Source organism: Mesorhizobium sp. M1307, from assembly GCF_040318155.1.
Taxonomy (GTDB): domain Bacteria; phylum Pseudomonadota; class Alphaproteobacteria; order Rhizobiales; family Rhizobiaceae; genus Mesorhizobium.
The window spans coordinates 53,346-66,971 of record NZ_JAMYLR010000017.1 but is presented as its reverse complement, the minus strand read 5'-3'; the positions used below and the strand labels follow the sequence as shown (position 1 = coordinate 66,971).

Annotated in this window: 12 protein-coding genes; 6 read left to right on the top strand and 6 right to left on the bottom strand. The window is 63.8% G+C overall.

The genetic code is table 11. The features are described 5' to 3' along the window. Positions 1-20 precede the first annotated feature (20 nt). Genes NKH16_RS19565 through NKH16_RS19555 form a run of 3 tightly spaced genes read right to left on the bottom strand, consistent with a single transcriptional unit; the run spans position 21 to position 5,474 of the window. Positions 21-3,281 (bottom strand): error-prone DNA polymerase, encoded by a 3,261-nt coding sequence (locus tag NKH16_RS19565; protein WP_352901230.1) that lies wholly within the window; start codon positions 3,279-3,281, stop codon positions 21-23. Then, a complete protein-coding gene (locus NKH16_RS19560; RefSeq protein ID WP_352901227.1) occupies positions 3,278-4,801 on the bottom strand; it encodes a Y-family DNA polymerase in 1,524 nt (507 codons plus the stop codon). The genes NKH16_RS19565 and NKH16_RS19560 overlap by 4 nt, the downstream gene beginning before the upstream one ends. Further along, positions 4,716-5,474, bottom strand: a complete 759-nt coding sequence (locus NKH16_RS19555) for an ImuA family protein (RefSeq protein WP_352901224.1) — start codon at positions 5,472-5,474, stop codon at positions 4,716-4,718. Before NKH16_RS19555 ends, NKH16_RS19560 begins: the two co-directional genes overlap by 86 nt. Positions 5,475-5,700: 226 nt before the next feature. Here NKH16_RS19555 and NKH16_RS19550 point away from each other — a divergent pair, with 226 nt between their 5' ends. Genes NKH16_RS19550 through NKH16_RS19540 form a run of 3 tightly spaced genes read left to right on the top strand, consistent with a single transcriptional unit; the run spans position 5,701 to position 7,050 of the window. Continuing rightward, on the top strand, positions 5,701-6,366 hold the full coding sequence (locus tag NKH16_RS19550; protein ID WP_352901222.1) for a DUF6088 family protein: 666 nt from the start codon (positions 5,701-5,703) through the stop codon (positions 6,364-6,366). Next, positions 6,363-6,587, top strand: a complete 225-nt coding sequence (locus tag NKH16_RS19545) for a hypothetical protein (RefSeq protein ID WP_352901220.1) — start codon at positions 6,363-6,365, stop codon at positions 6,585-6,587. The genes NKH16_RS19550 and NKH16_RS19545 overlap by 4 nt, the downstream gene beginning before the upstream one ends. A 13-nt stretch (positions 6,588-6,600) precedes the next feature. Then, positions 6,601-7,050, top strand: coding sequence for a hypothetical protein (locus tag NKH16_RS19540; RefSeq protein ID WP_352901218.1), 450 nt, complete (start codon positions 6,601-6,603; stop codon positions 7,048-7,050). A 58-nt stretch (positions 7,051-7,108) separates the two neighbouring features. On the opposite strand, the gene poxB is transcribed toward NKH16_RS19540, so the two are convergent. From poxB to NKH16_RS19525, 3 genes are all read right to left on the bottom strand, one after another. Next, positions 7,109-8,842 (bottom strand): ubiquinone-dependent pyruvate dehydrogenase, encoded by a 1,734-nt coding sequence (gene poxB, locus NKH16_RS19535; protein WP_352901215.1) that lies wholly within the window; start codon positions 8,840-8,842, stop codon positions 7,109-7,111. A gap of 103 nt (positions 8,843-8,945) precedes the next feature. Continuing rightward, positions 8,946-9,443 carry a Dps family protein gene (locus NKH16_RS19530; protein ID WP_352718684.1) on the bottom strand — a complete coding sequence of 166 codons (498 nt, stop codon included), beginning with the start codon at positions 9,441-9,443 and terminating at the stop codon, positions 8,946-8,948. 46 nt (positions 9,444-9,489) lie between these two features. Then, a complete protein-coding gene (locus NKH16_RS19525; RefSeq protein WP_352901211.1) occupies positions 9,490-10,539 on the bottom strand; it encodes a cupin domain-containing protein in 1,050 nt (349 codons plus the stop codon). A 184-nt stretch (positions 10,540-10,723) separates the two neighbouring features. Between NKH16_RS19525 and NKH16_RS19520 the strand changes: the two genes are divergently transcribed. The 3 genes from NKH16_RS19520 to NKH16_RS19510 are packed head-to-tail and all read left to right on the top strand — an operon-like array spanning position 10,724 to position 13,591. Beyond that, positions 10,724-11,428 (top strand): YoaK family protein, encoded by a 705-nt coding sequence (locus NKH16_RS19520; protein ID WP_352901208.1) that lies wholly within the window; start codon positions 10,724-10,726, stop codon positions 11,426-11,428. Between the two features lie 34 nt (positions 11,429-11,462). Continuing rightward, positions 11,463-12,977 (top strand): sensor histidine kinase, encoded by a 1,515-nt coding sequence (locus NKH16_RS19515; RefSeq protein WP_352901205.1) that lies wholly within the window; start codon positions 11,463-11,465, stop codon positions 12,975-12,977. Then, positions 12,974-13,591 (top strand): response regulator transcription factor, encoded by a 618-nt coding sequence (locus tag NKH16_RS19510; protein WP_352901202.1) that lies wholly within the window; start codon positions 12,974-12,976, stop codon positions 13,589-13,591. The genes NKH16_RS19515 and NKH16_RS19510 overlap by 4 nt, the downstream gene beginning before the upstream one ends. Positions 13,592-13,626 lie beyond the last annotated feature (35 nt).

Here is a 13,626-nt window from a genome sequence, read left to right as displayed (position 1 = left end):
CGGTATATCCGCTGCAGCTTCTATCGGAAATCCCGCGTCTTCACCTTGATGCGGTCGATGTGCTCGTAGGGATCTACGATATCGCGCGCTTTCGGCATGCCGCGGGGATCGATCCCCGATCCACCGTGATGGGCCTCGTCACCGCGGCCGTGCGGCAATGGAAACGGCGTCTCGCGACTTCCCACGCTGGCCAGCTCGGCCGACAGATCGGTCAGCTCGTGAGCGACAAGATGCACCACCTCGCCTTCGCGCTGGATGCGGCCACGCACGCCGAGCATGGCCGACGAAAGAAGCACGCGCCGGAATTTCTCGAACACCTTGACCCAGACGACGACGTTGGCGGCGCCCGTCTCGTCCTCCATGGTGAGGAACATCACGCCTTTGGCCGAGCCCGGCCGCTGCCGGACCAGCACCAGGCCGGCGGCCTGGACCCAGCTTCTGTCTCGCGCCTGCATGGCCTGCTGACAGGTTACGATGCGACGGCGACGAAGATCGGCACGCAGGAACGACATAGGGTGGCTGCGCAAGGTCAGCCCGACATGACCGTAATCCTCGACCACTTCGCGCCCGGCCGTCATAGGCCTGAGCGTGATGACAGGCTCGTGGATCTCAGGCACCGTTTTCTGTTCATGGGACGTGGCGGCCGCGAACAGCGGCAAAGGTTCATCGCGTAGCGCCTTAATCGCCCAGAGCGCATCGCGGCGGGCAAGGTTCAGATCCGGCAGAAATGCGTCGGCCTCGGCGAGCTGCACAAGCGACGCCGCCGGCACGCCGGCGCGGCGCCACAGATCGTCTACCGAGGCGAAGGGTTCATCGGCCCGCGCCGCGACGATAGCGGCCGCGTCATCATTGGCGAGACCCTTCACCATGCGCAGGCCGAGGCGGACAGCGAAGCGATCTTCCACATCGGTCGGCTCGAGCGTGCAATCCCAGCGGCTGGCATTGACGCAGACCGGCCGCACCTCGACGCCATGATCGCGTGCGTCGCGCACGATCTGGGCCGGCAGATAAAAACCCATCGGCTGCGAATTCAGAAGTGCGGCGCAGAAGACATCCGGATGCCAGCACTTCATCCAGGAGGACGCGTAGGCGATCAGCGCAAAGGAGGCGGCGTGGCTTTCGGGAAAGCCGTAGCTGCCGAACCCCTCCAATTGCGAAAAGGTCTTTTCGGCAAACTCCGGCGTATAGCCGTTGGCGATCATGCCGTTGACGAGCTTGTCACGGAACTTCGAGACGCCGCCGGTGTGCTTGAAGGTGGCCATCGCGCGGCGCAGCTGGTCGGCCTCGCCGGCGGAAAAGCCGGCGCAGACCATGGACACCTGCATCGCCTGCTCCTGAAACAGCGGCACGCCGAGCGTCTTGCCGAGAACGCGCTCGAGCTCTGGTGTCGGAAACGTCACCTCTTCCGTCCCATCGCGCCGGCGAAGATAGGGATGGACCATGTCGCCCTGGATCGGCCCCGGCCGAACGATCGCGACCTCGATGACCAGGTCGTAGAATGTCCGGGGCTTCATGCGCGGCAGCATCGACATCTGCGCGCGGGATTCGATCTGGAACACGCCGAGCGTATCGGCTTTGCGGATCATCGCATAAGTGCGCGGATCCTCGGCCGGGATCGTCGCCAGGTCGAGAGCGATGCCCTTGTGCTCGGACAGGAGATCGAATGACCGCTTCATGCAGGTGAGCATGCCCAAGGCCAGGACATCCACCTTCATGAATTTGAGAGCGTCTATATCGTCCTTGTCCCATTCCACCACCTGGCGGTCCTTCATTGCCGCCGGCTCGATCGGCACGAGGTCGTCAAGGCGATCATGGGTCAGGACAAAGCCGCCCGGATGCTGCGAGAGATGACGCGGCGTGCCGGCAAGTTGCTCGGCGAGTTCAAGGGTCAGCCGCAGCCGGCGATCGCCGAGATTGAGATTGAGCTCGCCGGCGCGCTGCTCATCGACCGCTTCGCCATGGCCCCAGACCTGCGAGGACAGAAGTTTGGTCATGTCCTCGGGCAGGCCGAGCGCCTTGCCGACATCGCGGACAGCACCTTTGGTGCGATAGCGAATAACCGTGGAGCACAATGCTGCGTGATCGCGACCGTAGGTCTCGTAAACCCACTGCATGACGATCTCGCGCCGTTCATGCTCGAAATCGACTTCGATGTCGGGCGGCTCGCGCCGTTCCTGCGAAACGAACCTCTCAAACAGGAGGTTGTTGCGTTCGGGATCGATGGAGGTGATGCCGAGCACATAGCAGACCGCTGAATTGGCGGCCGAGCCGCGGCCCTGGCAGAGGATGTCCTGGCTGCGGGCGAAGCGAACGATGGAGTTTACCGTCAGGAAGTACGGCGCATATTTGAGCGTCTGGATCAGCCGCAGCTCGTGCTTCAGGATCTTGATCACTTTGTCGGGCAAGCCCTCGGGGTAACGGCGGGCCGCACCTTCCCAGGTCAGTTTTTCCAGCGCCTGCTGCGCCGTGAGGCCCGGCATCGTTTTTTCCTCGGGGTATTGATAGGCGAGCTCGTCGAGCGAGAACCGGCAGCGGCCGGCGATGGCGATCGTGCACGCCAGGGCCTCGGGATAATTGCTGAACAGCCGCGCCATTTCATCGCCCGGTTTGAGATAGCGGTCGGCATGACGTTCGCGCCGGAAGCCGGCGTCATCGATGGTGACGTTATGGCGAATGCAGGTGACTACATCCTGCATCATGCGGCGGGCCGGCTCGTGGAAAAGCACATCGTTGGTGACGACGGTGGGCACCCCCATCGCGGCCGCCAGGTTAGCCAGCTCGTAAAGCCGGAGCTGGTCGTTCGGACGCCTGCGCAAGGTGAGCGCCAGATAGGCGCGATCGCCGAAAGCCTCGCGCAGCCGCCGCAGCCGGACGGCGCAAAGATCATCGGCTTCGTCCGGCACCAGGACCGCGATCAGTCCTTCGCCATAGGCAACGACATCAGCCCATTCGAGATGACACTTGGCTTTTCCGGCCCGACCCTTGCCGAGTGACAGCAGCCGACAGAGACGCGAATAGGCCGGTCGGTCGGTCGGATAGACAAGGACCGACATGCTGTCGGCGAGATCGAGACGGCAGCCGACGATTAGCCGGACGCCTGTGGTTTTCGCCGCTTCGTGGGCGCGGACTATGCCGGCAAGCGAATTGCGGTCGACGACAGCGAGCGCTTCGACGCCGAGCAGCGCGGCCTGCGCAAACAGCTCGTCGCAGGACGATGCCCCACGCAGGAAGGAGAAATGCGAGGTGACCTGCAACTCGGCATATCGGGTTCCGCCAGTCATCCGAAGATCCCGTGCATGAACCATTTGTGCGATCCGGTCGCGGCGTCCTCGCCGTCGCCGGCGCGGTAGACCCAGTAGCGCTCGCCGTTCTCGTCCTCGACCTGGAAATAATCCCTCACCGCCGCGAGCTCGGCGTCGCGCTTCCACCATTCCCCGAAGACGCGTTCCGGGCCGTCTGCCCGTTTCACGCGCCGGCGGACGCCGCGCCAGGTAAAGGTCACGGGCGGATGGTCGGGAAGAAGTGCTACCGTCTCGATCGGTTCCGGCCGCGGCAGCAGCCGCGACGGTCGCGGCCAATGGCCAGGCCAGCCCTCGCCGGTATCAGGCGCCATCGGGGCAATGCGCTGAACGGAGCGTTCGGGAACGTCGCTCTGCACCGGGGCGAAGCGATAGAGCCGGTCCTCGCCGACGCGGTTGGCGAGGATGTCGATCACATCCGAGACGTCCGGCTCCGGCGCCTCGGCGAGTGCGGAAATCATCTGCTTGGCCCGCAGCGGCTCGGCAACGGTCGCGGCAAGCCGCATCAGCTCGATGCCGAACCCTGGATCGATAGTTTCTATTTTATCTGTGAGAAGCCGGGTCAAGCGCTTCGTGTCACGCACCGGCATTGCAGTGCCGATACGGATCGCCTCGACGCGGTTATCGACACGGAAAAACAGAAGATCGAGCCGGCGTGCGCCAAGCCCTTGCGTCTCGAGTGAGGCGCACAGTTCGGCGACCAGCTTGCCGGTATAGCGCGCGATGGTTTCTGCCGCGCCGATCGGTTCGGCAAAATTGCGGCGTACCTCGACGATCTCCTCCGGCCGGATCGGCTCGATCGGTTCGCTCACTCTCCCAAACGCCTGGTCGAGGCGGCGACCGGGTTCCGGTCCGAAACGCAAGGCGAGCGACGCGCGTGGCGTAGCGGCGAGGTCCGCAATTGTCTCGAAGCCGAGCCGACGCAGACCATCGATCGTCACGGCGGGTAAGCGAAGCGCCGCGATCGGCAAAGGCTGGATCGCCTGTGCGATCTCACCAGATGGAACCGCAAGGATCTGCCGCGTGCCAAAGCGCGCCAGCGCGTGGGCTGCACCCCAGGTATCAGCGACCGCGGCACGCGCGGCTAGACCGGAGCCGCCAAGTCGCTTCACCATATCGGTGAGCATTGCCGCCTCGCCGCCGTGCAGATGGTCGGCGCCGGTCGTATCGATCACAATGCCGTCCGGCGCATCGGCAGCGACGATCGGCGCATAGCGGCGTAGCGCCCACAGCGCCAACCGCTCGAGCGCCATGGCGTCGGCATCGGGCTCGGCATCATGGACGATCAGGCCCGGGACCAGCGCCTGCGCCTTGCTCGCCGGAATGCCGATGCGCAGGCCCGCTGCGTGGGCTGCAGCATCAGCGGCAAGCACGACACGGCGGCGCCCGTCACGGCCGATGAGGACGAGCGGCGTCTCAGGCGGAGGCGCGGCGGCGCCCGATTTCCTTCTGAAGCGGTCTGTCGGCCACATCGGAAGGAAGAGCGATACGACCCTTGGCATCGCAAGCCTCCACTATGAAATCTGCACTCTCTCCTGCACGGCATCGGATCAGTTCAACGTGCCAGCGCGCCCGTCCAATCCCCGGCACCGGCAATGGTGTCGACGGCAGGACCGACACCCGCCAGCGTGTCTCGGCGGCGGTTGGCTGCCCAAAATCAGTTGCCTCCGTCTGCCGACGCCAGCGGCGAATGGCGATGCCGATGGCGCCGGAGCTTTCGGCGGCAAGCTGAAGCCGCCGTGAGGCCGTCATCGAAAGCCGGGCAATCTCGGCAACGACAGCGCCAAAACCTCCGCGAAGACCCTCTTCGAAACAGGCGAGAACGGATTTTTCGTCGCCGGCTTCGACATAGATTACCCGTCCCGGAGGAAGGCCGGCCTGTTCGATTGCAGGCGCGAAAAGATCGGGCCGGGTAACGCACCACAGCACCTTGCCCACCGTGCGCGCGGCAATACCGGCAGCGAAGAGTGCCGCGGCTGCGCCATCGACGGCGCCATTGCCACCGCCTGCGACCTCGTGCAGACCGCCAAAAGCCAATCCCCCTCCCGGCAGAACCCTGTCAATCGCGGCCACTCCGAACGGCAAAACCGTACGCTCGCGTGCATTTCCGCCTTCGAGGCGCGCGATGCGTTCTCGAAGGTCGGAAATGGCAGCAGGGGGCGCCGATACACTCATCTGACCCTTGAAACGCGGAAAGCCTGTTATATGTTCTACATTTGTTCTCGTCTTGGTTAAGAGTCAACCGGGACAATGTCGTGCCCCTGCGGAAGGAGGCATTCGAGGCTCTCGGATAGTCCAGAGCGCGGGCCATAGGGCCATATACTTCAATGCGAAAATGCGAGTTCCAATTTTGGAGTTTTGGGCCCCGCGGAGTGTCCGAAACTTGTAGCATATTTCGGACATGCCCATAGTTGAGCCCGATACCGATCTTCGCTCGCGCCTGCTTGCCCGCATTCAGTCCAAACCCGACGAGGTCTGGACCCCCGGCGACTTCGCCGATCTCGGCGCGCGCGCCGCCGTGGACAAAACCCTGCAGCGCCTGACAGCCGCCGGGGAGCTGCGCCGGATCGACCGAGGCCTCTATGACCGGCCGCGCACGAACAACCTGACTGGCCGCGCCACCGTACCGGATTACCGCGCTGTAATCCGCGCCGTCACGCGCCGCGATCGGGCGCGCGCCGTCATCGATGGTATGACGGCCGCCAACGACCTCGGCCTGACGACCGCCGTCCCCGCCCGAATAGAAGTACTGGTCGATGCGCGGTTGAAGCCAATCAAACTCGGCACGCAGGAAATCCACTTCAAATACGCTGCCCCTAGCCGCCTCTATTGGGCGGATCGGCCGGGGATGCGGGTCGTCCAGGCCTTGCATTGGATGCAAGGCCTGCTGGCCCAGAAGGGCGAACGCAAGCGTATCCAGGCGACGTTGCGCCGCCTGTTTGCCGACCCCAGGCACGGCGAGGCCATACGCGAGGATCTGCGCGCCGGCCTCTCCGCCGTGCCGATCTGGATGCAGGAGTTCCTCCGCGAAATCCTGAGCGCGGACCCGCACGAGGCGAAGCCATGAGTACTGATGCTTACCGCCAAATCATCGCGGCATCCCCACGTGACCGGCTCGACGTGTTCCTCGCCACGGCCAATCGGATCGGAGCTCCGGTGGGCAATGTCGAAAAGGATTTCTGGGTCTGTTGGACCCTCAATTCGCTCTACCACGAACGGCCTGAGGGGGAGCCGCGGATGGTCTTTTCCATATCGGGGATGACGCTTGCCAGCGTGTGGCCGTTATAAGGATTGCCGGGCAGTGCCTTTGAATTCCGTCCCAGGCGCCGATAAGCAATCGACTAAGCAGATGGGGGTCACGAGCGCGGTCAACACGGCCCTTCGCTTGGTCGAAGGCGAATGCCGCGGCGAGCTCCTCGGTCTTGCGGCGACATCGCTCGACAAACCAGTCATGTGCGGGATGCTCGGGTGCGGACGACTCGGCCGACAGGATTGCGAACAGCCTGAGTATTCCTGGGCGTTCGAGGCCCGAGCGGGCCCGCTCCAGGGTGGCATGTGCGACTCCGTACTGCGCGCGGGCAGCGCCAAAATCGAACATCTCGTTGCCATCGGTCTTGTCCGCACGCTCAAGCACGGCTTCGAGGAGTTCAAACTTCGTCCCGAAGTGGTGTACGATGCTGGTCAAGCTCAAATCCAGCTCACGAGCGATGTCGCGCAACAGGGCGAGGCAAAAAGACCTCGGGGTGATTAAGGACGAAGCCCATGTCCGATAGGCCCGCAGCGGACTTCTCTTCAGAAGAGGTCATTTCCTAGCGGGGCAGCAGATTGGTGGCGGCGAGATCGATCACCTCATCGCCGCGACCGCTCATCACGGCGCGGATCATCCACAGGCCGAAGCCCTTCATTTCGGCGCTGGTGATCGTGGGCGGCATGGACAGCTCCTGTGTGGCGCTGACGACATCAAGCAGGGCCGGTCCGTCATGGGCCAGAATGTCGGCGACTGCACCGGGCAACTCGCCCGAATCCTCGACGCGGATGGCATGGATGCCCATGGCCCGTGCCATGGCGGCAAAGTCGGGATTATCCAGCGACACACCGGTTTCGAGAAACCCGCCCGCTTTCATTTCCATGGCGACAAAGCCCAGTACGCCATTGTTGAGGATGATGATCTTGACCGGCAGATTCTGCTGGCGCAGCGTGATCAGGTCGCCCATCAGCATCGAGAAGCCACCGTCGCCGGCGAGCGCGACCACCTGGCGGCCGGGCTGCGCCGCCTGGATGCCGATGGCTTGCGGCATGGCATTGGCCATCGAACCATGTGCCAGCGAACCTACCAGCCGGCGCCGGCCATTCATCTCGAGATAGCGGGCCGCCCAGATGGTGGGCGTGCCGACATCGAAGGTGAACACGGCATCCTCGGCTGCCAGGTCACTGACCACCTTGGTCAGATATTGCGGATGGATCGGCCCGCGCCCTGCGGTGCCCGCGGCCAGATCATCGAGCCCCTTGCGTGAAGCGGCGTAGCGCTTGAGCGATTTATCCAGATGTGCCCGGTCTGTGCGCGCCGGCACATGGGGCAAGAGCGCGGCAATCGTCAGCCCCACATCGCCGACCACGCCGACGTCGAGACGTACCCGGCGCCCCAGGTTCTCGGGTCGAATATCGACCTGGGCTATTTTGCATGTAGACGGCAGGAATTGCTTGTAGGGGAAGTCGGTCCCCAGCATGACCAGCAGGTCGCAATCGTGCATGGCCTCATAGCCCGAGGCAAAGCCGATGAACCCGGTCATTCCCACGTCATGGGGATTGTCGTATTCGACATATTCCTTGCCGCCCAGGGCATGGACGATTGGCGCTTTCAGGGCCTCGGCCAGCGCCATCAGCGGCGCATGGGCGCCGGCACAACCGCGACCGCCGAACAGTGTCACCTTGCGCGCCTCGCCGATCAGTTGCGCCAGCGCCTCGATGTCGGCATCGGCCGGGTAAACCTGGGGCAGAGACGGCAGCAGACTTTGCCGGCTGGCGACAGCGTGAGCCGGGGCGTCGCGCAGGGCGACGTCGCCGGGAATGACCACGACGGCAACGCCGCGCATGCCCACGGCAGCGCGAATGGCATTTTCGAGCACATATGGCAGCTGGCTCGGATCAGACACCAGTTCGCAATAGTGGCTGCATTCGGCGAAAAGGTTCTGCGGATGTGTTTCCTGGAAATAGCCGCTACCGATTTCAGCGGTCGGAATCTGCGCCGCGATCGCGAGTACCGGCGTGCGGCTGCGATGGGCATCAAACAGACCATTGATCAGATGCAGATTGCCCGGGCCGCATGACCCCGCACACACTGCGAGTTCCCCGGTAACCTGGGACTCCCCTGCGGAGGCAAAGGCGGCAACCTCTTCATGCCGAATGTGGATCCATTCGATCTCGTCATGGGTCCGCAAGGCATCGGTAAACCCGTTCAGACTGTCGCCAACCACGCCATAGATCCGTTTCACGCCGGCGGCGGCCAGTGTCTCGACCATCAGTTCAGCAACATTCCTGCTCATGGCAAATCGCTCCGGCTCGGTGGCCGCGCATAGCGGCGGCGTGGTGAAAGGTCAGGCCCTCAAGGGGCAGTGGCGCCGGACTGGCCGGCACCACCGTGCAAAGTCAGGCGCGACGGTTGGATTCGTAGAGGAACCACACGCGGCGCTCGGTTTCGTCGATCCAAACTTCGATCAGGCTGGTGGTCGCAACATCGTTGTACTCATCGGCAGCACCGTGGCAGGCCCGCAGGATCACGAGCAGCTGCTGGTTGTCGCTGGCCAGTTCGGCCAGCATGTCGCCGGGGGTAACGAAGGCGGCATCATTGTCGGCAATACGCTGTGTGCGGGCAATCTGGCCGATCGAACGCAGGGTGGTGCCACCGAGCTTGCGGGCCCGCTCAGCGATCACATCGGTCATGGCAAAGATTTGGTCGCCCTGCTCGTCGAGCATCAGGTGATAATCGCGGAAATGTGGCCCAGACATATGCCAATGGAAGTTCTTGGTCTTGAGATAGAGCGCGAACGTATCGGCCAGCAGGCCCGTCAGGGCGGCCGAAATATCATGGCTGGCGTCATTGCCCAGGTCGGTGGGGGTAAGCAGGGGCGCGGTCAGGTTGCTCATGTTGAATTCCTTCTGGTTGGGTAGGCGTTTGAAAGGGGAACGGCGGCTAGATCACGGGGTCGATAGGATTGGTGCGCGGCACGAGGAGCGGGTCGATCTCGGTGAAGGGAAAATGCGGCAACTGGTCTTCCGCAATGCCAAAGGACTGCGCCAGCACGCTGCGCGGAAACACATTGATCAGCGACCGGTAGCCGACGTCCCCGGGCGATACCTGGTCAAAGAAGATCAGGGCGTGGAACGTGCCCGCTCCGATGTTTTCGATGTGGTGGGGATAGGCCGGCGGGATGAAATACACGTCGCCCTGCGTCACCGTGTAGGTATCGATCTTTCCATCCGGATCCAGAATGGTCATGCGGGCGGTGCCCGCCGCGACATAACCCATTTCGGCGGTCTCAGGATGCCAGTGCGGCTCGCGCATGCCCCGATCGGTTATCCGTACCGAGAACATGGCAATGTCGCGCAGCGCTGGCCAGAGGGCGGCCTTAGTCGTGTGGGCGGTGCCGGCCGGGAAATCGATCTGCGGCGGCGTGGCCTCAACGCTATACTTGTAAGCATTGACATGGCGCGCCTGGCCCTCGACCAGGGTGTGGCCCTGCACAGCAACGATCTCAAGGTCAGCCTGCTGGCGATCAAAGTCCTCGAAGGCAGCGCTGGGCAGGTCATAGGTATTGCCCAGAACCGCATTGCTCATGGCGCCGAAGGCGGCCTTTAGGCCGAAGTCTTCGGGATGTTCATGGGAAAAAGCGAGGACGAACTCGGCAGGTTCGCTGCCGATGTTTTCGATACTGTGCATCGCCCCGCTGGGCACGAAGAACATCTCGCCCTGGCCAACCACAAAACTCTCACGCTGGGCGTGGTTGGCGGCGATGGTGATGAGTGCCTCGCCGCGCAGGCAATAACCCAATTCGTGCGCATTGGCGTGCCAGTGCGGCTCGCGCACCCCGTTTGGAGCCAGGCGCAACCCACGGATCGACAGGCCTCGCATGATCGGCAAATCGCCTGCATCTACATGGGTTATCGAACCCATCGGGCCGTCGAACCGTGGCTGGCCCGACAGTGTTGCAACGTGGCGGCTGGTGCTCTTGGTCATGGTCATCGTCTCATCCCCTGCTGGTTTCAAACCCGATGGCCACAAATTACGGCGGCCCCACTCAGCGCACTATCGGACGCGGGTTTGGCCGGCTCATACGTGCGTATAGGGCGACGGCTTGCGGTCGCTGCGGCTAGGTTCTGGCCAGCTATTTCCGAGCGGGGCGCTGCGCGCGCCCAGGAGCATGTTGATGCTGACCAAGAACGACGCCAGCGCTGCGCAACGCAGCGACACCGGACTATCGGTGATGCTGGCGCTCGTCGCCGGCTATGTCGATGTCTGCACCTTTCTGGCATTCGCGGGCTTCTTCGTCGCCCAGGTGACAGGCAGCTACGTCGTGGCTGGATCAGGCCTCTTCGGCGACGGTGACGGTCTGGGCGTCAAGGTGCTCGCCATCCCCGTTTTCCTCCTCGCTGGCATGGTGACCACCGCCATCGTTCGACTATCCGGACCGCGTCAGCACCTGGCGATGGTCGGCTTGCTCGGCCTTGAGGCCGCGCTCCTGTGCGGCCTCACCATTGCGAGCCTGCACGACGGCGCGAACCCCATCACGGCCGGGCCGGCCCTGTTTGGTCTGGCGGCGATGGGCATCCAGAGCGCGACCGTGCGGCTGCTGCTCCCCAGCTCGGCCTCTACCAATGTCATGACCAGCAATACCACCCAGATGGCGATTGAGCTTGTCGACAGCTGCCGCAGCCGCCGGCCCACAGTCAGGCTGCTGCAGACCGGCAGTGTGATGCTGGGGTTTCTCGCCGGCATCATCGCAGGCGCTCTCGCCCATCGCGTCGCTGGTCTCGCCTGCCTTGGCCTTGCGGCGCTGGCGCTCTGCGCGCTGGTGGCCCGCGAAATTCTTGTGGTCACCGCAAAAACGCGTCCCCACGCCGGAAGCCTATGATATGTCTCGGCCATATGTTCCGGCTGGGGGCACCATGTCACGCTATGCCTTTGTCGCGGCTATCGTTCTGGCCACAGGCATCTTCATCTTCGATACGCTGACACCGCTCAATATCGCCGTCGCCGTGCTCTATGTGGCCGTCGTCCTGCTGTCGCTCAACTTCACCAACCGGCGCGGTACCCTGCTGGTCGGAGCCGGCTGCATGGGCCTGACCATCCTCAGCTTTGCCATTACCCACAGTGCCGATTTCGAGGCCGGCGCCACAGCACGTGGGCTGTTCAGCCTGGCGGCCATCGGCGTCACAACCTTTCTGGCGCTGCGGCTGGCCTCGACCATCACGGTGATCGCCGACAGCGAACAGCGCTATCGCTCGATCTTCCGGGCGGCCGGCGTGGCCATTCTCGAGATGGACTTTTCGGCCCTCAAGGCGCGACTGGAGGCCCTGCGGGCCGAAGGCTTCACCAGCGTCGCGGCCATCGCGCGCCAAAGGCCCGATCTAGTTGGCGAGGTCACTGGCCTGATGCGGCTGATCAATGCCAACGACCGGACGCTGACCATGTTCCGCGCCCCCACCCTGGCAGTATTTGCCCAGCGCCTGCCGTCGCTGATTCCGCCCGAGATAGCGCCATCGACCTGGCGACTTCTCGAGGCCATCTGGTCGGAACAATCCAGTTTCGAGACCGAAAGCGTGTTCGATACCGTCGACGGCAAGCGGCTCAATGTTCTGTATACCGTGGCCATGCCAACAGACCGTCCGGCGCTCGACAGGGTATTGGTCAGCTTCATGGACGTCACAGCCAGGCATCAGGCCGAGAACGATCTGCACCAGGCGCAGGCCGAGCTGGCGCACGTGTCGCGCGTGGCGACCCTGGGCGAACTGACCGTTTCGATTGCCCATGAGGTGAACCAGCCGCTGGCGGGCGTGGTGACCAATGGCGAAGCCGGACTTCGCTGGCTGCGGCGGCCCGAGCCTGATCTTGCCGAGGTTTCCGCCGCCATCGAACGCATGATCGCCGATGCGCGCCGCGCCAGCGAAGTGATCAAGCGTCTGCGCGCGCTCGCCAGCAAAGCCGTGCCACAGGCCGCGCCGGTCGATGTCAACGAGCTGGTGCACGACACGCTGGGAGTGGTGCAGCGCGAGATCGCCGGCCACCAGGTCAGCCTCAAGTTGGCCTTGGCGGACGGGTTGCCACCGGCGTTGGGCGATCGCGTGCAATTGCAGCAGGTGCTGATCAACCTGATCGTCAACGCCATCCAGGCCATGGCCGCGACAGGCACCACCCAGCGCGATCTGACCATCCGTTCGAGACCCACGGACACTGGATTGTCCGTTGAAATCACCGACACCGGCCCGGGGTTCAGCAGCGATGCCGCCGCAAAGCTCTTCACGCCCTTTTTCACCACCAAGGACGAAGGCATGGGCATGGGCTTGCCGATCTGCCGCTCGATCGTGGAAGCCCATGGCGGCACCCTGCGGGCCCACTTGCTCGCAGAGGGCGGCGCTGCGTTCGAGTTCAATCTACCTGCACATACGGAGACACAACCATGACGGCTGTCGCACCCACGGTCTTCGTCGTTGATGATGACGCCTCGCTCGGCGATGCCCTCGATAGCCTGTTCCGCTCGGTGGGCATGCGGGTAGAGCAGTTTGCCTCGCCAAACGACTTCCTGGCACGGGGCCCGGTCATCTCGGAAAGCTGCCTGGTGCTCGATATCCGCCTGCCCGGCGTCAGTGGCCTCGAGTTCCAGACCCAGCTGGCCCAGATGGGCAACGCCATCCCTATCGTGTTCATGACCGGCCATGGCGACGTTCCCATGTCGGTCAAGGCAATGAAAGCGGGCGCCCTCGACTTCCTGACCAAGCCCTTCCGCGATCAGGACATGCTCGATGCAGTTTCGGCGGCCCTAGCGCTTGATCGTGAGCGCCGTGCCGGCGATGCCCAACTGGCCTCCCTCCGGGCGCGCCACGCCACCCTCACCCCGCGCGAGCGCGAGGTGATGGATCTGGTCACCACCGGCCTGATGAACAAGCAGGTCGCCGGCGAACTGGGCGTCAGCGAGATTACCGTCAAGATCCACCGGGGTCATGTCATGGAAAAGATGGCCGCGCGTTCGCTTGCCGAGCTAGTCAAGATGGGCGAGGCCCTGCGCCCGTCAGGGTAACGCCGACGACACTAAACCTGTGTATGATTGAACTG

Bases quoted from the DNA above. Each gene is read 5' to 3' on its own strand.
- NKH16_RS19565 (WP_352901230.1), bottom strand. From the start codon at position 3,281: ATGACTGGCGGAACCCGATATGCCGAGTTGCAGGTCACCTCGCATTTC.
- NKH16_RS19560 (WP_352901227.1), bottom strand. From the start codon at position 4,801: ATGCCAAGGGTCGTATCGCTCTTCCTTCCGATGTGGCCGACAGACCGC.
- NKH16_RS19555 (WP_352901224.1), bottom strand. From the start codon at position 5,474: ATGAGTGTATCGGCGCCCCCTGCTGCCATTTCCGACCTTCGAGAACGC.
- NKH16_RS19550 (WP_352901222.1), top strand. From the start codon at position 5,701: ATGCCCATAGTTGAGCCCGATACCGATCTTCGCTCGCGCCTGCTTGCC.
- NKH16_RS19545 (WP_352901220.1), top strand. From the start codon at position 6,363: ATGAGTACTGATGCTTACCGCCAAATCATCGCGGCATCCCCACGTGAC.
- poxB (WP_352901215.1), bottom strand. From the start codon at position 8,842: ATGAGCAGGAATGTTGCTGAACTGATGGTCGAGACACTGGCCGCCGCC.
- NKH16_RS19530 (WP_352718684.1), bottom strand. From the start codon at position 9,443: ATGAGCAACCTGACCGCGCCCCTGCTTACCCCCACCGACCTGGGCAAT.
- NKH16_RS19525 (WP_352901211.1), bottom strand. From the start codon at position 10,539: ATGACCATGACCAAGAGCACCAGCCGCCACGTTGCAACACTGTCGGGC.
- NKH16_RS19520 (WP_352901208.1), top strand. From the start codon at position 10,724: ATGCTGACCAAGAACGACGCCAGCGCTGCGCAACGCAGCGACACCGGA.
- NKH16_RS19515 (WP_352901205.1), top strand. From the start codon at position 11,463: ATGTCACGCTATGCCTTTGTCGCGGCTATCGTTCTGGCCACAGGCATC.
- NKH16_RS19510 (WP_352901202.1), top strand. From the start codon at position 12,974: ATGACGGCTGTCGCACCCACGGTCTTCGTCGTTGATGATGACGCCTCG.